Here is a 20,192-nt window from a genome sequence, read left to right on the forward strand (position 1 = left end):
TTTGTTTACGGCAGGTATGGCTATCACTGAAGGTGAAAATTGTCAGGCATTTGAAAAAATCTTCCCTGGCGAGGATTCCAGAGATTTATATTGGTATGTTAAGCAATGCTGACTATGAATGATGTTGATCGGCTGATGAGTTCCGCGAGAGAACTTCATCTTTATTTTGGTGCTCATGCACTGTCACCGTGCGCGCATGAACCCAAGCAATAGCAAACCGGTAACGAGCCCGTCAGGTGACCACGATCGACGACAGCGGCCGGCGGGGGCTTCGCGGCGCCATTGCACCGGCGTAGCCGAGGCGGAAACCGAAGATAGGCTCCCATCCGTTCCAGTCTTGCTGCAGCGCTGCACGTATGGTTGACGATGTCCGCGACGTTTCCAAGGTGCGGGTCTCGTGGTCAATCACTTCGACGAAATGGTTCATTGGTTGCATCGCCAGGTCGCGATTTGTGCCGTCGAGGTGGATGCGCTGCCAAAGCCGTCCGGCCTCAATATGCAGGCGGTGATCCTGTCTTGTGCCGCGGACCATGATCAGTCCGAACGCGGCTGCCGTTGCGCAGGCCACTGTCCGGGTTGCTTTCAACCAGTTCGCGTCGGCCCGCTGCAGGGCTTCCGCGCTCAGGGCGGACGGGTTTGCCGCGATTGCGCGTAAGCCCGCCCAGCGGCCCTCGCGCAAGTCCGGCGTGTCGATGATGAGTTGCGTCGCCTGCATCATCAGGTCCGTAAAGACCGTGCCGCCTGGTGAGGTCGCCTCGAGGAAAATGACCTGCACATCTGCCGAAGACGCCAGTCCGGCAAGCGCGTCGAGTGTCGCCTGATCGATCTTTCGATCCGTATCGTAGGGAAGGCGATTGGTGTGTCGTCGGGCAATGGCATCGTGATAGGGGTGCTTCGCTTGCCGGGTCGGCCGCAACTCGATTGCCGCGGCGAGATTGTCATTGCCGGCTGGCGACTCAGGCAACAGACGGACGACAGGGTTGAATCCTTGAGCCGGTGCGGCTACGCATGCGTTCTCAATGGCGCATCCGAGGCCCATGTAGAGCTCTCGCCGGAATGGATCGAGTTCACCGAGATTGCGGTTCTTGTCGGCCAGTACCTCGATGTGAGTGGAGCGTAGCCGGAACAGCCAGGGTTGAGTATCGTAGGGGCTGGCAGAAAGAATCGCTGCAGCCGCAATTCTGACGACACCTGCTCCCTGACCTGACGCCCAGTAATCCCAGGGGCCCTCGCCGCCGATGTCGGGGAGTGGCGGTGGTGAAGCGGTGTCGGGTCGTGTGGACGGCTGACCAAACGCGGACAGATCGACCAGCGCGGCCAGTCCACCCGCGACGAATGAGCGGCGGGAAAGCGAAGGGACTGTCATGGTATGTATTCGTGCGGGTTGTGACAGACAGAGTGCGCAACGCGGACTGGATACTGGCTGACGGACCTCCATGGTAGAGGTTCTACGGGCGGCGCCAATTTCACTGAGCGAAAATTGTGTTTTTGCTTGTAGTGAGAAGTCGGATTGTCCGCCGAGTTTTCAAACGGGATCCCGGACGGCTAAATTTCTTCTGTGGGGCGGCTGCAACCCGATGTTTGTCTACGCCGAAGAATCTGGCTGCGGAAGAACCAGATTGTGTACGTCTGACAATGTTTGCTGCCACAAATAGATATCCCCTTGTGACTTGGGTTTGTCACTCTCTAAAAAGGGCTTGAGCAGTGCAAGCAAATCCTTTGATCGCGACGTCTCGAAGGGGGCTATAGTGTCCGAGACAAGGCGACCCATCACGTATTTCGATTGACGCGTCGATTGATCGGCCGTTTGGTTCAAAGACGCATCGGTAAGCTCTCCGTTACGGCTTGCAATGTATGTTGTGCTAGCGGCTGCGTCATTGATTTGCATGTAGTAGTAATTTTGCGAGCTCCGCATTGAGGTCAATGCGAGAGGCGCGCCTGCAGACAATGACATGTGATAACTGGCTGCCAGGTGCGATCGTTGGTTTTGCGAAATAGTCCCGTACAGTTCGCTTCCTTTTATGTTGGTGTGCTGTGAAACCTGATAGGAAAAGGTGTCTTGTTCATTCAAGCGCATCGGATTTGCTTCTGTAGGCGCCTGGGTAATGGAAGCATTGAAATCGGCGAGCCCTGTCAACATGGCGTGGTCCGCGTCGCCCAGAGAGGTCGCGTAAGTTGTTCCTGGAATCTGTTGCGACGGAACACCGTAATCGCTATTCATTTGAGTAAATGCATCTTTGAACATCGTCATGAGCGATGCGTCGCCGTGACCCCGCGAGCTTGTTTTGTCAAATTGACTAAGATACTGGTTGATGGCCCCGGTGCGTTGCGCCTGATTGCCCCAGATCGCAGAGTTGCTCATATCCACACTGATTTTCATCGCACCGGTCGGGCCGATTACACTCACGGTTCTTGCCGCACTGTCCGCGTGAAAGTCGATCGATTGTAGTGGTTGTCCTTTGACGGGCACACTAGACTGGAGATCCACCGACGACAGAACCGACGGGTCAAACTGCGTTAGTCCGCTCAGATTAAGGCGCGGAGGGATAGCGCTCAGTCCGTCGATTGCATCCTGAAACGAACCTGAGAGCTTCGCAAGCGCACTACGTTCTGCATCTGTGAGCTTGCCGTTGCTTTTCACACCAACGGTCAGGCCGCCATCCTGACTGTGCAAGGTTATGTCGACTTCCACGCCGCTCTTTGTCTGGATCGTAAGCCTGATATCTGCTTGACTGCCCTGTACCGTCTGCCCGATTGAGCTCACCGGGTTTGCCGGCGCTATCTGAACCGACTGCAAAAAGTCATCGCCAGTGGTTTTGAAGCGCTCAAGTAGTGCACTTCCCAGTCCGTAGAATTTGTTGTTGGTTAGCGATGCGGATAGCACATCGCCCGCCATTGCCATTGTTATCGATTCGTTCGAGTTGTTCGCCAGGGTCAAGGTACGCGCCGTAGATTCGTTCGTGGGTGATGCGGAGTACTCCGGCAGCGGACTTGTCGCACCTGCCTGACTAATTGTGACGACTGTCGATGATTCTGGCGTTGCGGCCGTTTCTTCCGTGACAAGTTTGGTCGCCGATACAGTCGATCCGATGCTATTCAAGGATAGCAAGCCTGGTGAGAGGTTTGCCGTAATCAGTGAAGACACAGTTGTCATGTGTGGAGGTATCCGGGATTTGGCGTAAACGAGTTTGCGGGTGCTCAAGAGGTCCCCGTCCTGGACGGTTCTATAACGGCGAGGGTCGCAAAGACTTTAGCGGTTCAGTGCCGACGTCGAAGTGTTCTGTTATTGGAGTTGTCGTCACTCAGCACTCGGCAATGTGCCGCCGGCACAGTTCATGAAGAGCCGGATCGCGGCTCAGCAGCAAAAGAATCTAGCGGTATCGTGTCCGGTTTCTCGGAGAACGAAGGCCAATGCTCGGCTCGCTTCTCATTATCGGGAAAAACCGAATACACCACTGATTGAGTGTTCTGCGTCAGAGGGCAAGATGCGATGACCCGCGCATAGAAGCGCTCCGCCTGATTGAGGTAACAGATGAGTGCCCACTCAAACACAATTCTTTAGCAATCCAAAATGTGATCTGCCAATGCAGGTTGTCTGCCGTCGATCTGGCGCCTCGCACGCTCTGCAAGCCTGTGGGCGACAGGCCGAGTCGCCGGGCGGCCGCGGAGAGGGTTCGGGCGGTAGCAGCACGGGAGAACGCCTGCATTCCGGTAAGACGATCGAGCGCTGCTATTTCTCGCTCTGGTGAAAAACTGAATCGACAATTAAACATATTATCGCCTCATAGGTGAAACTGTACATTGCTCTCCATATCTTGTTAGAGGCCGCGTGAGCGGCGAGGGCAGGTAGCAATGAGAGCATCCACATCCCGGCGAGCAGTCGCGGTTCGAAAGGTATCGCGCCGTGAATTCTGTGTCGCCGCCACAGTCGGTGGCCTTGCCGCCGCGTTGACGAGTTCGGTTTCCGAGGCGACGCCATCCGCGCCGGCCATTCAGCCTCGATGGAATCGGGCGAAGGCGCTGGACGCCGTCATTCTCGACGCGGTCAACAGCGGGCATATCGTAGGCGCGACCGTGATTGCCGCAAAAAACGGAGAGATCGTCTACCGGCATGCGGCTGGTTTTGCCGACCGCGAATCCCGCCGGCCAATGACTGAAAACGAGGTCTGCCGCCTCGCGTCGATGACAAAACCGATTGTCTGCGTGGCGGCGCTGGCGCTCATCGATGGTGGCCGCCTTGGCTTGGAAGATCCCGTGATCCGGTGGCTTCCCGACTTCCGGCCGAAGCTGCCCGATGGCCGCGAGCCCGTCATCACGGTGCGCCATCTGCTCACGCATACGGCGGGGCTGACTTATGGGTTCCTCGAGGCTGAGGGTGGTCCCTATCACCAGTTGGGCGTATCCGACGGACTCGACCATTCCGGGCTGACGCTGAAAGAGAACCTTCGGCGAATTGCAGCGGCACCGCTGCTTTTCGAGCCTGGTACGGCCTGGCACTATTCCGTCGCCATCGACGTGCTCGGCGCCGTCATCGAGCGCGTAACCGGCATGACATTGCCTGATGCGGTCCAACGCATCGTGACGGATCCGCTGGGCATCTCCAGCATCCGCTTCGTTGCTTCAGCCGATACAGTGCTGGCGACGCCGTATGGCGATGCGTCGCCTCAGCCCATCCGCATGACCTATCCCTTTTCGCTCGCGTTCGGGCAAAGCGCCATCGTGTATTCGCCCGCCCGGGCATTCGATTCGAAGGCCTTTCCATCAGGTGGAGTCGGCATGGTAGGTACGGTGGAAGATTACCTCCGCTTTGCCGAAGCGATGCGCTCAGGTGGCGCGGGCATCATCCGCCCGGAGACCGTAGCGGCAATGACGTCCAATGCGATCGGTGATCTGCCCGTCGGCGCAGCCGGCCCAGGCTTCGGCTGGGGACTCGGCGTGGCCGTGCTCAGGGATCCGGCTGCGGCGAAATCGCCAGTGAGCGCCGGCGCCTGGAACTGGTCCGGCGTGTATGGCACGAACTTCTGGGTGGACCCCGCTGCCGGCATTTCTGTCGTTGCGTTGACGAACACAGCAGTCGCAGGCATGACCGGGAATTTTCCAATGGCACTGCGCCGTGCAGTCTACCAGGAGGTGTAATGAAGGCTTATCAAATCCAGGCCGGTGCTGGCCTTGACGGACTTGAACGTGTCGAACGCCCAAGCCGGGACCCCGGTGCCTACGAAATCAGGGTGCGCGTGGACGCCGCCGCGCTCAACCATCGCGATCTCAGTTTCGCGCGGGGCCAGTTCTATAACCCGCCGAGCTATCCGATCGTCCCGCTCGTCGATGGATGCGGGGACGTCATCGCCGTTGGGGAGGCGGTCACCCGTTTCAAGGTGGGTGATCGCGTCATCACAAGCTACTACCCGCGATGGATCGACGGTGCGTTGTCCTCTAACAAAACAGCCGTGTCCTTCGGCGCGCAGTTCGACGGCACGCTCGCCGAAGAGCTCGTGGCAAGTGAGGAGGCTTTCGTGCTGGCGCCACGCAGTCTTGATCCCATCATGGCTGCAACGTTGCCTTGCGCCGGCGTGACGGCATGGAATGCGTTGTTCATTGCAGGTGCGATCAAACCGGGCGGCAGCGTCCTGCTGCTGGGAACCGGCGGTGTCTCGCTCTGGGCGCTACAGCTTGCGAAAGCTGCTGGCGTCTTCACGATCGTGACATCGTCCCAGGACGAAAAACTTGAACGTGCACGCTCGCTGGGTGCGAATGCAATCGTCAACTACCGGAACAACCCGGAATGGCAGGACGAGGTCCTCCAGCTCACGGAGGGGGCCGGCGTTGATGTTGTTGTCGAGGTCGGAGGCGAGGGCACATTGGCGCGCTCGCTAAAGGCCGCGGGATCCGGTGGGACGATTGTCGTGATCGGCCGGGTCAGCGGCGGCGGGGGGGTCTCGATCGAACCCGGGGCACTCATCGGCGGAGCAAAGCGCCTCGCCGGGATTACGGCGGGTAGTCGCGCGATGCTCGAACAGCTCGTCCGTTTCGTCGACGTCAACCAGATCAATCCCGCCGTCGACAAAGTCTTCCCGTTCGATGCGGCTCCGTCCGCCTATGAGTATCTCGCGGGAGGCCGGCATTTCGGCAAGGTGGTAGTCGACGTGCGCGCATAACGCGACGCTCGCTTTCTGCTCCGGTGGCAGGGAGCTTTCGTCTGGCTGCGATCGCCAGTTAAGCCATCAGCAAGGGAATCGTGTATGAGATTGACGTCAGTGTTGTTGGCGATTGCCGTTAGCCCGGCATTCGCCGCAGACCCCGTTCACATCGGTGTCACAACCATCCTGAGCGGCCCGAATGCCGATCGCGGACAGAGCGAGCAATACGGCGTCGAGTTGGCATTACAGCGCATCAACGCATCCGGCGGTGTGCTCGGCAGACCTGTCGAGGCGTTCTATGCCGACAACGTCGCCGATCCGGCAACAGGAATTGCGGCGGCGAAGCGACTCATCGGGCAGCAGCACGTTTCCGTGTTGCTGGGCGCGCTTGCGACACCGGTCACGCGTGCCGTGATGCCGGTAGCGAATGCCGCGAAGGTGCCGTTTGTGATCGACATTTCGGCCGGGCAGGAATTCGTCGATGCCGCCGGTTCCGGGGGTTACGACTACGTTTTCAAAACCAGTCCGTCCGATGGCGACGTGGCGACTGCGATGATGCAGTGGCTGAAGGCCCGGAACGTCAAGCGTATCGTCATCCTGGCGGACGACAACGACTTCAACCGCGCCAACGCGGTGGCGATGGAAAAAGCCGCGACGGCCGCTCACATCGAGACGTTGGCCAGCGAGACCGTTGCGAAGGGAACCACGGACCTTGTTCCGTCCATCGAGCGATTGAAGGCGCTGCAACCCGATCGCATCGTTACGTTTCTTGGCGCGTCCAGTGCGGCGTTTTTCCGTGCTTATGAGCAAACCGGCGGCGGCACCCCGATAGCGGGCCGCATTGATTTCACGGCGGCGATTGCGAATTTGTCTCCGCGGTTCCTGGCGGCTGGCGGGCTTGATCAGGCTGCGGGGATTTCGGTATTTACACCCTCGGCGCCCGACTCTGGCGTGCAGGAGTTCGTGGCCGCTTACCGGGAGAAATACGGGCTCGCGCCGACCCAGCGGTCGGTCCTCGCGTTCGAGGCGACGGAGCTGGTCGTGGACGCGATCCGTCGTGCGAACTCGGACGATCCTGTTGCGATACGGCAGGCGTTGCGATCGACCCAGATGCCTTCCATGCTGGGTGGCACCTTTGCGATGGATGAGCACAATCACGCCCACGTCATGATGCAGATCGTTGGAGTGCGGGGCGGCAAGCTCGCGGTTCTCGAGCCGGTCGGGAAGTAGGCCGTCCGGACCGCGTGCAGACGCCGCTCGAGTTTGCACGCCACGCGCATGCGTACACCATGCAGACGGCCGGACTTTTACCGGGTCGCCAGCTCCGACTGTTGCGGAGAAAGCGGATTGCGAGTGGCGTCTTCCAGGCTGACAATCGATTGAGCAATGGCTTCCGTCGTTGCGAGCGTGGTGATTGCCCCTGCACGCAACGCGCCCAGGACCGCGGTTGTCTTGGTGTTTTCGCTGGCGACCGCAATAACGTTCGGAATGCGTTTCAGGTCTTCCATGCTCAGACCAATGACCCGGTCGCGCACGGGAGTGACAACGGGGCGGCCGGCAATATCGATGAAGTGGTAGCCCATCAGGTCTCCAACCGCCCCGCACTTGCGGAGTTCGGCGATCTCGTCCGGCGAAAACCAGCCGTTGCGAACCATGATGCTGTCTTCATTGATGTCGCCGACCCCAACCAGCGCGATGTGGGCTCTACGTGCCTTGTCAAGCGTGGGTTTGACCGCATCGTTGTGCAGCAGGCCCTCGCGGACGGCAGGATCGCCCACGAGAGCTGGCGCGTAAAGTGTTTCGCTGCCACCCCCAAAACGGGCGGCAAGCCGACGGCTGATGTGGTCGGCATTCATGATCTCGCCGCCCCGGTAGAAGCCGCCGATGGCGCAGACGAAGGTCGGAGAGCGCTGCGTCGACGAGATCGCATGCTCCGAGATCGCGTTGATATTACGGCCGATACCCACGGCAACGATCATGTCGTTGGTGAGAATGCGATCCAGATGGCTGGCGACCAGACCGGCAAGCAGTTCGCGCTGCTTGTCCTGGTCCTTGTGATTGACGGACACGATTGCTTTTTCGATCCCAAACCGCTCGATCAACTCACGCTCGAGGTCTCGTGTATCACGTGGATGGTGCCTGACGCGAATTTCAACGATGCCTTCTTCCTGCGCACGCTTCAGAAGACGGCCTATCTTGGCTCGCGACAGCGAGAACTGCTTCGACAGATCTTCCTGCGTGAGTCCGTCGACGTAGTAAAGCGTTGCCAGACGAGTCAGTTCGTCGGTGGTCATATGATTTGTCTCTTTCCCATTCGGCTGGATATTACGTGGCTTGCCGCGGAGCCGGTGGGTAATCGACTTATGACCGGGGCAGCCAGTTCAAGCAGGCTTGTTGTTGCGGGGTAACTGGTGGTCATCCTCGTATTCCTTGATGCGGTTCACCTTCGGGACGGAGCGTCCGCCATCGAAGCTCGCACCAAGCCATGTATCAACAATCGCTTTCGCGAGTTCGGGACCGACGACGCGAGCGCCAATTGTAATGATTTGCGCGTCGTTGCTCTTGCTCGCCCGTTCCGCCGAGTAGGTGTCGTGACATTGCGCAGCGCGAATGCCATGCACCTTGTTGGCGGCGATCGCCATGCCGATGCCAGTTCCGCACAGCAGCACAGCCCGATCGAATTCGCCTTGCGCAACCTTCTCCGCTACGGCGAACGCGATGTTTGGGTAGTGGACAGGTTCCGCCTCGTAGGTTCCGAAGTCAGTGACGTCCAGCCCCTTGCCAGTCAAATGTTGCTTGATCAGTTCCTTCAGGTCAAATGCGGCTTCATCGCACCCGATTGCCAGCTTCATATTTCACTCCAGTTGTCCAAGATTGCTCAGCGCACGATTGATCAAATGTCCGTTGATGATCAAATTCTCAATCGTGTGCGTGTGAATGTCAAGACCATAGGTGCGCGCTTTCCGTTAAGGCGTCCAAGGCGCTATTGGCCGTAATCACTGCGCTGCAGCAGATTTTGAGGTGAGATGACATTAGGGGTAAACCACGTGATCCGAGTAATTGACAGGTGCTTGGAGCGAACCTACGATGTCATCCAGATGCTCAAATGTTCAATGACGAGCAAATGTTAGGAGACAAAGTGGACGACCTTCTTGTGGATGCCAGTGGTGTACAAAAGGCATTCAATGGTGTCAGGGCGCTAGAGGACGGCCGGTTGAAGCTGCGGCGCGGAAGTGTCCATGCGCTATGCGGGGGGAACGGTGCCGGAAAGTCGACCTTCCTTGGCATCGTCATGGGTATCACCCAGCGCGATGCCGGAGAAATCCTGTTCAAGGGACAAAGCGTCAATTTCCAGACGCCGGCCGAAGCACTCGACAATCGCATCGCGATCATTACGCAGGAGCTTTCGCCGATTCCCGGCATGACCGTTGCCGAGAACCTGTATCTTGGCCGCGAACCCCGCAGGGCCGGTGTGCTGGTCAGATTCGGGGCGCTCGTGAGACAGGCGCAGGAACTCCTGGACCGCCTTGCTTTCCCGGTCGATGCCCGCGCACGCATGTCGTCGCTGAGTCTCGCGCAGATCCAGCTGGTTGAGATCGCCAAGGCATTCAGCCGCGACTGCGACGTGATGATCATGGACGAGCCGACTTCAGCGATCGGCGAGCGCGAAACCGAAGTGCTGTTCAACGCGATCCGTAACCTGACGGCGCAGGGGACCGGGATCATCTATGTCAGCCACCGGCTCTCGGAAATATTCCAGATCGCGGACGACTACACGGTCTTTCGCGACGGACGGTATGTCGACAGCGGGCGTATCGCCGACATCGACCGCTCCTATCTGGTGAGCACGATCGTCGGACGCAAGCTGCATTCCGCCGAGAAGGTTCGCAGGGCCGTGGGCGAGCCCGTACTGGAGTCGACGGGTCTTTCCCGGGAGTCGGAATTCAACGATATCTCGCTCACGGTTCACGAGGGAGAAATCCTTGGCATCTACGGGCTCATGGGCGCGGGCCGCAGTGAATACCTCAACTGCATGTACGGGCTGACCCGTCCCGATAGCGGTCAAGTCAGGCTCAAGGGCCGCGCATTGCCGGTTGGCCGCCCCGCCAAGGCCATCCAGGCCGGCCTGTCGCTTGTGACGGAGGATCGCAAGGAGACGGGACTCGTGCTGTCGGCGTCCGTGCGCGACAACATCTCGTTCTCCGCCTACAACCGCCTGTCGCGCCTGTCGCTGATCAACCGCCGGAAAGTGAAGGTCCTCGTCGACACGATGGTTGATCGCATGCGGATCAAGACCAGTTCCGTTTCGCTGCCGGTCTCGTCGATGAGCGGGGGAAACCAGCAGAAGGTCGTGCTCGCGCGTTGTCTTTCAACCGAACCCACGTGCCTGCTGTGTGACGAACCGACCCGGGGTATCGATGAGGGCGCCAAGCGCGAGGTCTACAAGCTGCTCGACGACTTCGTGTCGAAAGGCGGCGCCGCCATGGTGGTGTCTTCCGAGGCACAGGAGATTCTGGATGTCAGCGACCGCATCGCCATTTTCAAGTCGGGGCAGTTGGTCACCGTGATCGACGGCCATACCACCACTCAGGAAGATCTTTTGCACCTCGCATCATGAATACTCATACCACTTCCCTGAAAGTCCCGGCAAGCCAAAGCCGTTCCGCCCATATGCGCGATATCTACCGGCGCTACGGCATCGTTGCCGTGCTCATCGTCCTGTGCATCGTGTTGTCTTTTGCCAATCAGTACTTTCTGACGCTGGGCAACATCGCGGACATCCTGCGACAAACGTCGATCAACGGCATTCTGGCCGTCGGGATGACGTATGTCGTGCTCACGGCGGGCATTGACCTGTCGGTCGGGTCCACGCTCGCTCTCGCCGGCATCATCAGCGCCAGTCTCGTGACGGGTCCGCATCCGCACGGCGCGGCAATTGGACTGGCGGCGGGGCTTGCCGTAGGCGCTGCCATCGGTGCGATCAACGGTTTGCTCGTTGCCCGGCTCTCCATTCCTCCTTTTGTTGCGACGCTCGGCATGCTGAGCGCGGCGCGGGGGCTGACCTATATCTACAACGATGGCATGCCGGTGACCGATCTGCCGGATGGATACCTGACCATCGGCACGGGCGCGATTGCCGGGATACCGGTGCCGATCATCGTTTTCGCTCTCGTCGTTGTGCTGTTCTGGTTTGTCCTGCGCTATACGACCTACGGCCGCTACGTTTATGCAGTGGGCGGCAACGCAAAGAGCGCCAAAACAAGCGGTATTTCGACGGGGAAGATCCTCTTTTCCGTCTACGTGATCGGCGGACTGCTGGCGGGTCTTGCCGGGATCATCCTCGCCGCGCGCACGACATCGGCATTGCCGCAGGCCGGCGTGTCCTATGAACTCGATGCGATCGCGGCCGTCGTGATCGGCGGCACGAGTCTTTCGGGCGGCACGGGCTCGCTCGGCGGCACGGTGGTCGGCGCGCTGCTGATCGGCGTCATCAACAACGGACTGAATTTGCTGGGCGTGTCGTCGTATTACCAGCAAGTTGTAAAGGGCGTCATTATCGTCGGTGCCGTCCTGCTCGATGCTTCGCGCAAGAAGCAATAACGTCAATCTCAAAAGAAACATTCCGGAACTATTCAGGAGACTTCGATGATTTCGTGGAAAAAAACCTTGCTGGCCTGCGCAGTGATGGGCCTCACCTGCACTGTCGCGCAGGCGGCCAAACCCATCCGTATTGGCGCAGCGGTGTATGGGCTCAAGGGTGAGTTCATGCAGATGTGGACCAACGCACTAAAGGCTCAGCCCGCGGTCAAGGACGGTACGGTGCAGCTCACGGTATTCGACGGCAACTATGACGCGCTCACCCAGAGCAATCAGTTCGACACGATGATCACGCAGAAATACGACGCGATCATTTTCGTGCCGATCGACAAGGCAGCGGGCGCGGCCGCCGTGGCCAAAGCCGCCGCGGCGCATATTCCGGTCATTGGATCGAATACCCTGGTGTCCGGCGACAAACTCACGTCCTATGTTGGTAGTAACGACGTGATTGCGGGACAAATGGAAGCCGGGGCGATCGTCAAGGCGATCGGCGGCAAGGGTAATGTGGTCATCCTCGAGGGGCCGATCGGCCAGTCCGCGCAGATCGATCGTTCGAAGGGTATTCAGGACGTGCTGTCGAAAAATCCGGACGTGAAGGTGCTCGAGCATAAGACGGCGAACTGGTCGCGTGCCGAGTCGCTGGCGCTGGTCGAGAATTGGCTGACCGCGCATCCGGGGCAGATCAGCGGCATCATTGCGGAGAACGATGACATGGCGCTCGGCGCAATCCAGGCGCTGAAATCGAAGGGCATCGATCCGAAGAAAGTTCCGGTTGCCGGTATTGACGGAATTGTCGACGGCATCGCCGCAGTCAAGCGCGGCGAAATGACGACCTTCTTCCAGGACTCGCAGGCGCAGGCGCAAGGCGCACTGGACGTTGCGCTGCGTACGGTCATCGGTTCGTCTTACAAACCGCGCTCGGACGTCTGGGCGGGATACGGCGCGAAGATGCCTTGGGACGACGGTACGGCGAAGTCCTACGCGGTGCCCTGGACGCAGGTCACGCCGGCCAACGCCCAGGAGATTCTCAACAAGATTCCCAAGAGTAATTAATCAAGGAGTGGAGCGATGTCGGTCAATTCAACGACCCCTTTTGATATCACGGACCGCGTCGCGGTCGTGACCGGTGCGGCAAGCGGTATCGGGTTTGCCGTTGCCGAGTGCCTTGCTGCCGCGGGTGCGCGCGTTGCGCTGCTCGATATCAACCCGGCCGTCGAGGCCGCGGCCCGGACGCTTCCTGGCGGCCCGGAGCGGCACGTGGGTATCGCGGCGGATATCACGGTTGCCGGGATATCGGATGCCCTGGTGCGGCGCGTGACTGAGACGTTAGGTCCCGTCGACATCCTGGTCAACAATGCCGGCGTCGCTCTGCTTGAGAACGCGGAAGCACTGTCCGAGGAAGCCTGGGACAGGACGATGACAATCAACCTCAAAGCCCCGTTTCTCCTGGCGCAAGCCGTCGGCAAGCAGATGCTGAGCCGTGGTGGTCCCGGCCGGATTGTGAATCTGGCTTCTCAGGCGAGTGTCGTCGCACTGGAGCGCCATGTGGCGTACTGCGCGAGTAAGGCGGCAATCGTCGGCATGACCAAGGTGCTCGCGCTCGAATGGGCAAAGCGCGGCATTACGGTCAACGCCGTTTCGCCCACGGTCGTGGATACCGAACTGGGCAGGAAAGCCTGGGCGGGCGCGGTGGGCGAAGCGATGAAGGCTAAAATTCCCGCAGGGCGATTCGCACGCCCCGACGAAATCGCCGCGTTGATTCTGTATCTGGTCAGCGATGCCGCCGCTATGGTCAACGGCGAGAATATCGTGATTGATGGCGGCTACACCGCCCAGTAACAATACTCAAGATGTAAAGGAACGGTATGAATCGCGTCATTAACAATCCTGATCTCGTTGTCGAGGACATGCTTCGCGGCATCCTCGCGGCACACCCGGAGCTGCGCGCCGCACCGGAGAATCCTCGCGTTGTCTCGCATGCCCATGCTCGCCAGAAGGACCGTGTGGGTATTGTGACCGGAGGGGGATCAGGACACGAACCGGCTTTTATCGGCTATGTCGGGCGTAACCTGGTGGACGCCGTGGCCATCGGCGAAATCTTTTCGTCGCCGACTGCGAAATCATTCTTTGAAGCTTTCAAGGCGGCCGATAGCGGCGCGGGCGTAGCGTGCCTTTACGGCAACTACGCAGGCGACAATATGAACGTGAAGATGGCAATCAAGCTGGCCGAGCGCGAAGGTATTCGCGTGCGCACGGTCGTCGCAAACGACGATGCCGCGTCGGCGCCGAAAGACGAGATCGAAAAACGGCGCGGCGTTGCCGGTGAAATCGTGATGTGGAAGGTGGGGGGGGCACGGGCCGCTCAGGGCGCCACGCTCGATGAAGTGATCGCCAGTGCGCGCAAAGCGGTGGACTCGACGCGCTCGATCGGCGTCGGCCTGTCCGCCTGTACGATCCCGGCGGTCGGCAAGGCGAACTTCGTCATCAAGGATGGTGAAATGGAGGTCGGCATCGGCCATCATGGCGAACCCGGAATCCTGGTCCAGCCTACCGTTCCCGCGAGAGACATGGCGAGGCTGATGCTCGACAAGCTGTTGCCGGATCTGCCTTTTGCCCGAGGCGACAGGGTGTCGGTGCTGTTGTCCGGTCTCGGTGCGACGCCGGTGATGGAGCAATACATCCTGTACGGAGAGGTTGCCGAGTATCTGCGGGAAGCGGGAATCGACATCCAGTTCTCGTTCGTCGGCAATCTGTTTACGTCCCTGGAAATGATGGGGGTTACGCTGACGTTGACGAAACTCGACGACGAACTGAGCGCGTGCCTCGCGCATCAATGTCAAAGCATCGGACTCAATGTGGGAGACGCACGATGACTGAAATTGTTAAATTGGCCGATGCCGGCGGCGTGGTCGTCGATCTGGTTCGAACCATCAATGCGAATCGCCAGTATCTGAGCGAAGTCGACGGCGCGATTGGTGATGGCGACCATGGCATCAACATGAGCAAGGGCTTTAGCCAGTGTGGGGAGCATCTTGCGGCACGCGGATCGGCACCGTCGCTCCAGGTGGCTCTCGCTGATCTGTCCTCGGCACTCATGGACGGCATCGGCGGTTCAATGGGACCGCTCTACGGGACGTTCTTTCTCAGCATGAGCGACACGTTCGCGGACCACGCCGAACTCGACAAATTCCTTTTCTATCAGGCGCTCGTTGCCAGTATCGATTCTGTCCAGGAGATCGGCGATGCGAAGGTCGGCGACAAGACGCTGATCGACACGCTTGCTCCCGCGCGGATGGCGTATGGGGTGGCATTGGAAGAGGGCAAGAGCTTCCGGGAGTGTATCGATGCGATGGTGGTTGCCGCGGAAGCCGGGATGAATTCGACCCGCGAGCTGCGCGCCCGTATCGGCCGGGCAGCCCGTTTAGGCGACCGTTCGATTGGTGTCCTGGACGCCGGCGCATGTTCCTGCTTTCTGATTCTGCGCAGCATGGGTGAATCGATCACGCATCTGCTGGATAGTACGGCGGTGCCTGCCGCCTGAGGTCGTCACAGTACCCGAAGACTGGATGCCGGAGCCTCGTCGAGAAAAACGCGCGGGGCTCCAATATATTAATTTAGGTATACGAAACAGTGGTGATTCATGGATCATGCTAATCCGACCCGGACAGAACTTGCCAACGCAGTTCGGTTTCTAGCCATCGACGCCGTCCAGGCTGCCAATTCTGGACACCCCGGTATGCCGATGGGAATGGCGGATATCGCCGAAGTACTGTGGCGCAAGTACCTGAAGCATGATCCGGCAAGTCCGGATTGGGTCAACCGGGATCGCTTCGTGCTGTCAAACGGTCACGGGTCGATGTTGCTCTATGCCGCGTTGCATCTGAGCGGCTACGGTCTGTCGATAGACGATCTGAAGGGTTTCCGGAAGTGGCAGTCGATTACGCCCGGTCACCCGGAACGCGGTCTGACGCCAGGGGTCGAGACGACTACCGGCCCGTTAGGACAGGGTCTTGCCAATGCCGTCGGCATGGCGTTGGCTGAACGGCTGTTGGCCGCCGAATTCAACGAACCGGGTTTCGACATTGTCGATCACCACACGTATGTGTTTCTCGGCGACGGCTGCCTCATGGAAGGCGTCTCACATGAAGCGTGCTCGCTCGCCGGCACCTGGCAGCTCGGCAAACTGATTGCGTTCTATGACGACAACGGCATTTCGATAGATGGCCATGTCGAGGGCTGGTTCACCGACCAGACCCCGATGCGCTTCCGTGCGTATGGCTGGCATGTCGTCGAGGGTGTCGACGGACATGATCCGCTGTCGATCGAGCGGGCGATCGAGGCAGGGCGAGCGGAACGTGACCGGCCGACGTTGATCTGCTGCAAGACGGTGATCGGACATGGTTCGCCGAATCGGGCCGGCACGCACGACGTGCATGGCGCTCCACTTGGCGCCGCTGAAATCGCGGCCACGCGGAAGCATCTTGGCTGGCATCACGCGCCGTTCGAAATTCCCGAATCGATTCGTGACGCGTGGGATGCGCGCGCAGCGGGCCGTGAGAGCAACATGGCCTGGCGCACGCTGTTTGAAACCTATCGAACTCACTTCCCGGAAAAAGCCGGCTACTTCGAGTCCCGCATGCACGGCAGCCGCCGCGAACGATCCGCCCAGGCGATCGAAAGCCTGCTGGCGGGCGGTGACTGGTTCGAGCAGAAGATGGCGACTCGCAAGGCGTCGCAGAAATGCCTGGAGTTGCTGGTTGGTCGATTGCCCGAACTTCTGGGCGGTTCGGCAGACCTGGCGCCGTCGAATCTCACCAAGGTGCCGGCTTCGCGCGCGCTCAGGCCCGACGGCGCGAACGGGCCTGGAAACTATATCCACTACGGCGTTCGCGAGTTCGGCATGGTCGCGATCATGAATGGCGCTGCGCTCCATGGTGGTTTCCTTCCGTATGGCGGGACCTTCCTGGTGTTTTCCGACTACGCGAAGAATGCGCTTCGTATGGCGGCGTTGATGCATCTGCAATGTATTTACGTTTTCACCCACGATTCGATTGGCCTCGGCGAGGACGGGCCTACCCATCAGCCGATCGAGCACGCGGCAATGCTGCGCCAGATTCCGGGGATGAACGTGTGGCGTCCGGCAGACGCGGTCGAAACGGCATATGCGTGGGCGGCGGCATTGGAAACAACTGATGCTCCGACTGCGCTGCTGCTTTCGCGCCAGAATCTGCCGCCGCTTTCCCGTACCGCGCAGGCGAAGGCACAAATCCGGCAAGGCGGTTATGTGCTCTCGGAGGCCGTTGGCGGACCGGCGGACATCATTCTGATTGCGACGGGTTCCGAGGTGGAACTCGCGCTCAAAGCGCGGACGGCGCTCGCCGATCAAGGGATTGCCGCAAGGGTCGTGTCGATGCCGTCAACCACGATCTTCGATAGCCAACCGCTTGCGTACCAGCTTTCCGTTTTGCCGCCCAAGATCCGGCGCGTGGCCATTGAAGCGGCGGCCGGCGATTTCTGGCGGAAGTACGTTGGTCTGAGTGGCGCTGTGATCGGGTTGTCGCACTTTGGCGAGTCGGCTCCGGCTGAGACGTTGTACGAAGAGTTCGGTATTACGGTGGACGCGATCGTCGACGCGGTGAACCGCACGCTCGAAGTGGGACAAGGGGTGGTCGACTAGTTGCGTCGCCGCGTCGTGCCCAAAAGTGCCGGAATTGCCGACACCGGCGCGATGTCGTGATCATCCTCGATATCAATTTAACGACGTTCGCCGCACGGCGACATTACTTCCTGGAAATGACATGGCGCTGATTTCATTGCGGCAGTTGCTGGACCATGCGGCGGAGCACGCGTATGGCGTGCCGGCATTCAACGTCAATAACCTCGAGCAGGTTCAGGCAATCATGCAGGCGGCCGCTGACTGCGATAGTCCGGTCATCATGCAGGCCTCCGCCGGGGCGCGGAAATACGCAGGAGAGGCGTTTCTGCGTCACCTCGTCGAGGCGGCGATCGAGACTTATCCCGACATCCCGATCGTGATGCATCAGGACCACGGGGCGTCGCCGGCTGTTTGCCAGGCCGCGATCCGCAGCGGATTCAGCAGCGTGATGATGGACGGTTCACTCATGCCGGACATGAAAACCGTTGCGACCTACGACTACAACGTCGAGGTGACGCGCACTGTGGTGGAGATGGCGCATGCCATCGGGGTGTCGGTCGAGGGTGAGCTCGGATGTCTGGGTTCGCTCGAATCGGGAATGGCAGGGGAAGAGGATGGCTCGGGTGCCGAAGGCGTATTGACCCACGACATGCTGCTGACCGATCCCGAGCAGGCCGTCGACTTCGTGCAGCGTACCGGGGTCGACGCGTTAGCAATTGCTATTGGCACATCGCACGGTGCCTATAAATTCTCCCGCAAACCGTCGGGCGACATTCTTGCGATCGACAGGATCAGGGAAATTCATCGCCGCCTGCCCAATACTCATCTGGTGATGCACGGATCGAGTTCCGTGCCTCAGGAATGGCTCGAGATCATTCGTGAATTCGGCGGCGAAATCCGCGAAACGTACGGTGTTCCGGTGGAAGAGATCTGCGAGGGCATTCGCCATGGTGTACGCAAGATCAACATCGATACGGACATTCGCCTCGCGATGACCGGTGCAATACGGCGCTCACTTGCACAGCGTCCTTCCGAGTTCGACGTGCGTCGATTCTTCACAGACGCACTCGGCGCGGCCCGGGATCTGTGCCGTTCCCGCTTCGAGGCATTCGGCAGTGCCGGACAGGCGCAGAAGATCAAGCCGGTTGCGCTGTCGGCGATGGCAGGGCGCTATGACCGCGTGCACTGCGCGTAATGGGTTGCGCTGGCACGAGCGCGCGATAGGTCAAACGGCCCCAGGAATCCCGTCGGAGTCAGATTGATGAAAGTACAGATATTGGTTATTTTTGGCGGCACGGGAGATCTTGCCATGCGCAAGCTTCTACCCGCGTTGTATCAGAACCACCGGGAGGGCGCGCTTCCGGATGGCATGCGCATCGTCGGCGTCGGACGGGAGGGGCTGGAGCGGAACAGCTACCTCGATAAGGTACGTGATGCCTTGCGTCAGTTCCTGCCCGCGACCGACTTCGACGACGCACAGTGGACCACCTTCTCAGCTCGCCTCGAATTCGTTCAACTGGACGCGCGAGTGTCTGCGGACTACGCGCGGCTCGCCGCAATGTTGCGATGGCAGGACAGCCGTGGGCACATCTTCTACCTTGCCACACCGTCGGAACTGTTTATTCCGATATGCACCGAACTGAATCGGGCCGAGCTGGTCTCCGCCACATCGAAGGTCGTTCTGGAAAAGCCGCTGGGCCATGATTTGCCCTCCGCTCAACGGATCAACCGCGAGGTCGGGGCGATATTTCGCGAGCAGCAGATATACCGGATCGATCACTACCTCGGTAAGGAGACTGTTCAAAACCTGTTTGCGCTGCGCTTTGGCAATGGAATGTTCGAACGCCTCTGGAATCGCGACGGGATTCGTGATGTCCAGATTACGATTGCCGAGCAGGTGGGCGTTGAGGGGCGAGGTGCGTTTTACGAGCGCACCGGCGCAATGCGGGACATGGTCCAGAATCATCTGTTGCAGTTGCTGTGCATACTTGCAATGGAGCCACCGCTGAGTCTCGAAGCGGATGCCGTACGCGACGAGAAGCTCAAGGTCCTTCGCTCGCTCAAGCCGCTCAGCGCGGTCGATGTGGCACGGCAGACCGTACGTGGCCAGTACACGGCCGGCGAGATGCATGGCGCGCCGGTTGCCGGCTACCTGGACGAGCCGGACATCCGTGCCGATAGCCGGACGGAGACATTCGTCGCGCTGAAAGTGGAGCTGAATAACTGGCGCTGGGCAGGCGTGCCCTTCTACCTGTACACCGGCAAGCGCCTGCAGAGTCGGGTCGCGGAAATCGTCGTCAATTTCAGGGATGTGCCGCACTCGGTTTTCGGCTCTCCCGGCACGGACAGCCAAGGCAACCGCCTCGTCATCCGGTTGCAGCCGGACGAGAGCCTGAAACTCTACCTGATGACCAAGGCGCCGGGTGATGAGATGACGGTCAGGCCGGTGAGTTTGAACCTCGAGTTTTCTTCGGCATTCTCGACGAGACGAAGGGATGCCTACGAGCGGCTCCTGCTCGACGTGATCCGCGGCCGACTCACACTTTTCATGCGCGGCGACGAACTCGACGCCGCATGGCAATGGGTCGATCCTGTAATCGACGCCTGGCGCGGGCAGGATCCTCCCGAGCCTTATGTCGCGGGAGGCGGGGGTCCCGATGCAGCCCTCGCGCTGCTCGCGCAAGGCAGCGCCGCGCCATGTGATGCGTAAGCGTCCACCATTGCTGTATGCATGTCGACGGAGTCTCTCCCAACCCGTTGATTCCAATCGATCGCCAGATAGTTCCCGCCAAGCAGACCGA

General features: G+C 59.8%; 16 protein-coding genes. 12 read left to right on the forward strand and 4 right to left on the reverse strand.

From position 1 onward, the window contains the following. Window positions 1-232: 232 nt before the first annotated feature. Window positions 233-1,438: a hypothetical protein gene (locus KHO31_RS12075; protein ID WP_201083874.1), complete on the reverse strand. Its 1,206-nt coding sequence runs from the start codon at window positions 1,436-1,438 to the stop codon at window positions 233-235. A 147-nt stretch (window positions 1,439-1,585) separates the two neighbouring features. Then, complete coding sequence (locus KHO31_RS12080; RefSeq protein WP_236061789.1) at window positions 1,586-3,154, reverse strand: hypothetical protein; 1,569 nt, start codon at window positions 3,152-3,154, stop codon at window positions 1,586-1,588. 698 nt (window positions 3,155-3,852) lie between these two features. Between KHO31_RS12080 and KHO31_RS12085 the strand changes: the two genes are divergently transcribed. The 3 genes from KHO31_RS12085 to KHO31_RS12095 all read left to right on the forward strand — a co-directional run bounded on the left by KHO31_RS12085 (window position 3,853) and on the right by KHO31_RS12095 (window position 7,367). Beyond that, window positions 3,853-5,136, forward strand: coding sequence for a serine hydrolase domain-containing protein (locus tag KHO31_RS12085; RefSeq protein WP_201083877.1), 1,284 nt, complete (start codon window positions 3,853-3,855; stop codon window positions 5,134-5,136). Further along, window positions 5,136-6,155 (forward strand): zinc-dependent alcohol dehydrogenase family protein, encoded by a 1,020-nt coding sequence (locus tag KHO31_RS12090; RefSeq protein WP_201086608.1) that lies wholly within the window; start codon window positions 5,136-5,138, stop codon window positions 6,153-6,155. The genes KHO31_RS12085 and KHO31_RS12090 overlap by 1 nt, the downstream gene beginning before the upstream one ends. A gap of 84 nt (window positions 6,156-6,239) precedes the next feature. Further along, window positions 6,240-7,367 (forward strand): ABC transporter substrate-binding protein, encoded by a 1,128-nt coding sequence (locus tag KHO31_RS12095; protein ID WP_211623400.1) that lies wholly within the window; start codon window positions 6,240-6,242, stop codon window positions 7,365-7,367. Between the two features lie 77 nt (window positions 7,368-7,444). On the opposite strand, the gene KHO31_RS12100 is transcribed toward KHO31_RS12095, so the two are convergent. Both KHO31_RS12100 and rpiB read right to left on the reverse strand, forming a co-directional pair. Next, on the reverse strand, window positions 7,445-8,431 hold the full coding sequence (locus KHO31_RS12100) for a sugar-binding transcriptional regulator (protein WP_211623401.1): 987 nt from the start codon (window positions 8,429-8,431) through the stop codon (window positions 7,445-7,447). A gap of 87 nt (window positions 8,432-8,518) precedes the next feature. Next, complete coding sequence (rpiB, locus tag KHO31_RS12105) at window positions 8,519-8,989, reverse strand: ribose 5-phosphate isomerase B (RefSeq protein WP_054042378.1); 471 nt, start codon at window positions 8,987-8,989, stop codon at window positions 8,519-8,521. A 254-nt stretch (window positions 8,990-9,243) separates the two neighbouring features. Between rpiB and KHO31_RS12110 the strand changes: the two genes are divergently transcribed. The 9 genes from KHO31_RS12110 to zwf all read left to right on the forward strand — a co-directional run bounded on the left by KHO31_RS12110 (window position 9,244) and on the right by zwf (window position 20,101). Continuing rightward, the gene (locus KHO31_RS12110; RefSeq protein ID WP_236071226.1) at window positions 9,244-10,755 is read left to right on the forward strand and encodes a sugar ABC transporter ATP-binding protein; all 1,512 of its coding nucleotides are present in this window, start codon (window positions 9,244-9,246) and stop codon (window positions 10,753-10,755) included. Continuing rightward, window positions 10,752-11,738, forward strand: a complete 987-nt coding sequence (locus KHO31_RS12115) for an ABC transporter permease (protein WP_201083888.1) — start codon at window positions 10,752-10,754, stop codon at window positions 11,736-11,738. Before KHO31_RS12110 ends, KHO31_RS12115 begins: the two co-directional genes overlap by 4 nt. A gap of 45 nt (window positions 11,739-11,783) precedes the next feature. Beyond that, window positions 11,784-12,788 carry a substrate-binding domain-containing protein gene (locus tag KHO31_RS12120; RefSeq protein ID WP_201083890.1) on the forward strand — a complete coding sequence of 335 codons (1,005 nt, stop codon included), beginning with the start codon at window positions 11,784-11,786 and terminating at the stop codon, window positions 12,786-12,788. A 15-nt stretch (window positions 12,789-12,803) separates the two neighbouring features. After that, complete coding sequence (locus KHO31_RS12125; RefSeq protein ID WP_201083892.1) at window positions 12,804-13,574, forward strand: GolD/DthD family dehydrogenase; 771 nt, start codon at window positions 12,804-12,806, stop codon at window positions 13,572-13,574. 26 nt (window positions 13,575-13,600) lie between these two features. Beyond that, complete coding sequence (locus tag KHO31_RS12130; protein ID WP_201083895.1) at window positions 13,601-14,608, forward strand: dihydroxyacetone kinase subunit DhaK; 1,008 nt, start codon at window positions 13,601-13,603, stop codon at window positions 14,606-14,608. After that, a complete protein-coding gene (dhaL, locus tag KHO31_RS12135) occupies window positions 14,605-15,276 on the forward strand; it encodes a dihydroxyacetone kinase subunit DhaL (protein WP_201083896.1) in 672 nt (223 codons plus the stop codon). The genes KHO31_RS12130 and dhaL overlap by 4 nt, the downstream gene beginning before the upstream one ends. Window positions 15,277-15,375: 99 nt before the next feature. Then, window positions 15,376-17,412, forward strand: a complete 2,037-nt coding sequence (gene tkt / locus KHO31_RS12140) for a transketolase (protein ID WP_201083897.1) — start codon at window positions 15,376-15,378, stop codon at window positions 17,410-17,412. A 121-nt stretch (window positions 17,413-17,533) separates the two neighbouring features. Then, window positions 17,534-18,586 carry a class II fructose-bisphosphate aldolase gene (fba, locus tag KHO31_RS12145; protein WP_201083901.1) on the forward strand — a complete coding sequence of 351 codons (1,053 nt, stop codon included), beginning with the start codon at window positions 17,534-17,536 and terminating at the stop codon, window positions 18,584-18,586. Window positions 18,587-18,652: 66 nt separating this feature from the next. Further along, on the forward strand, window positions 18,653-20,101 hold the full coding sequence (zwf, locus tag KHO31_RS12150; protein ID WP_054042367.1) for a glucose-6-phosphate dehydrogenase: 1,449 nt from the start codon (window positions 18,653-18,655) through the stop codon (window positions 20,099-20,101). The last annotated feature ends 91 nt before the right edge of the window (window positions 20,102-20,192 follow it).

The organism is Paraburkholderia domus, assembly GCF_905220705.1.
Taxonomy (GTDB): domain Bacteria; phylum Pseudomonadota; class Gammaproteobacteria; order Burkholderiales; family Burkholderiaceae; genus Paraburkholderia; species Paraburkholderia domus.

What these genes read in the sequence shown, in the direction of transcription:
- fba (WP_201083901.1), top strand. Translation starts at nt 17,534, where the DNA reads ATGGCGCTGATTTCATTGCGGCAGTTGCTGGACCATGCGGCGGAGCAC.
- KHO31_RS12075 (WP_201083874.1), bottom strand. Translation starts at nt 1,438, where the DNA reads ATGGAGGTCCGTCAGCCAGTATCCAGTCCGCGTTGCGCACTCTGTCTG.
- tkt (WP_201083897.1), top strand. Translation starts at nt 15,376, where the DNA reads ATGGATCATGCTAATCCGACCCGGACAGAACTTGCCAACGCAGTTCGG.
- rpiB (WP_054042378.1), bottom strand. Translation starts at nt 8,989, where the DNA reads ATGAAGCTGGCAATCGGGTGCGATGAAGCCGCATTTGACCTGAAGGAA.
- KHO31_RS12110 (WP_236071226.1), top strand. Translation starts at nt 9,244, where the DNA reads ATGTTCAATGACGAGCAAATGTTAGGAGACAAAGTGGACGACCTTCTT.
- KHO31_RS12080 (WP_236061789.1), bottom strand. Translation starts at nt 3,154, where the DNA reads ATGACAACTGTGTCTTCACTGATTACGGCAAACCTCTCACCAGGCTTG.
- dhaL (WP_201083896.1), top strand. Translation starts at nt 14,605, where the DNA reads ATGACTGAAATTGTTAAATTGGCCGATGCCGGCGGCGTGGTCGTCGAT.
- KHO31_RS12100 (WP_211623401.1), bottom strand. Translation starts at nt 8,431, where the DNA reads ATGACCACCGACGAACTGACTCGTCTGGCAACGCTTTACTACGTCGAC.
- KHO31_RS12085 (WP_201083877.1), top strand. Translation starts at nt 3,853, where the DNA reads ATGAGAGCATCCACATCCCGGCGAGCAGTCGCGGTTCGAAAGGTATCG.
- KHO31_RS12125 (WP_201083892.1), top strand. Translation starts at nt 12,804, where the DNA reads ATGTCGGTCAATTCAACGACCCCTTTTGATATCACGGACCGCGTCGCG.
- KHO31_RS12120 (WP_201083890.1), top strand. Translation starts at nt 11,784, where the DNA reads ATGATTTCGTGGAAAAAAACCTTGCTGGCCTGCGCAGTGATGGGCCTC.
- zwf (WP_054042367.1), top strand. Translation starts at nt 18,653, where the DNA reads ATGAAAGTACAGATATTGGTTATTTTTGGCGGCACGGGAGATCTTGCC.
- KHO31_RS12130 (WP_201083895.1), top strand. Translation starts at nt 13,601, where the DNA reads ATGAATCGCGTCATTAACAATCCTGATCTCGTTGTCGAGGACATGCTT.
- KHO31_RS12090 (WP_201086608.1), top strand. Translation starts at nt 5,136, where the DNA reads ATGAAGGCTTATCAAATCCAGGCCGGTGCTGGCCTTGACGGACTTGAA.
- KHO31_RS12095 (WP_211623400.1), top strand. Translation starts at nt 6,240, where the DNA reads ATGAGATTGACGTCAGTGTTGTTGGCGATTGCCGTTAGCCCGGCATTC.
- KHO31_RS12115 (WP_201083888.1), top strand. Translation starts at nt 10,752, where the DNA reads ATGAATACTCATACCACTTCCCTGAAAGTCCCGGCAAGCCAAAGCCGT.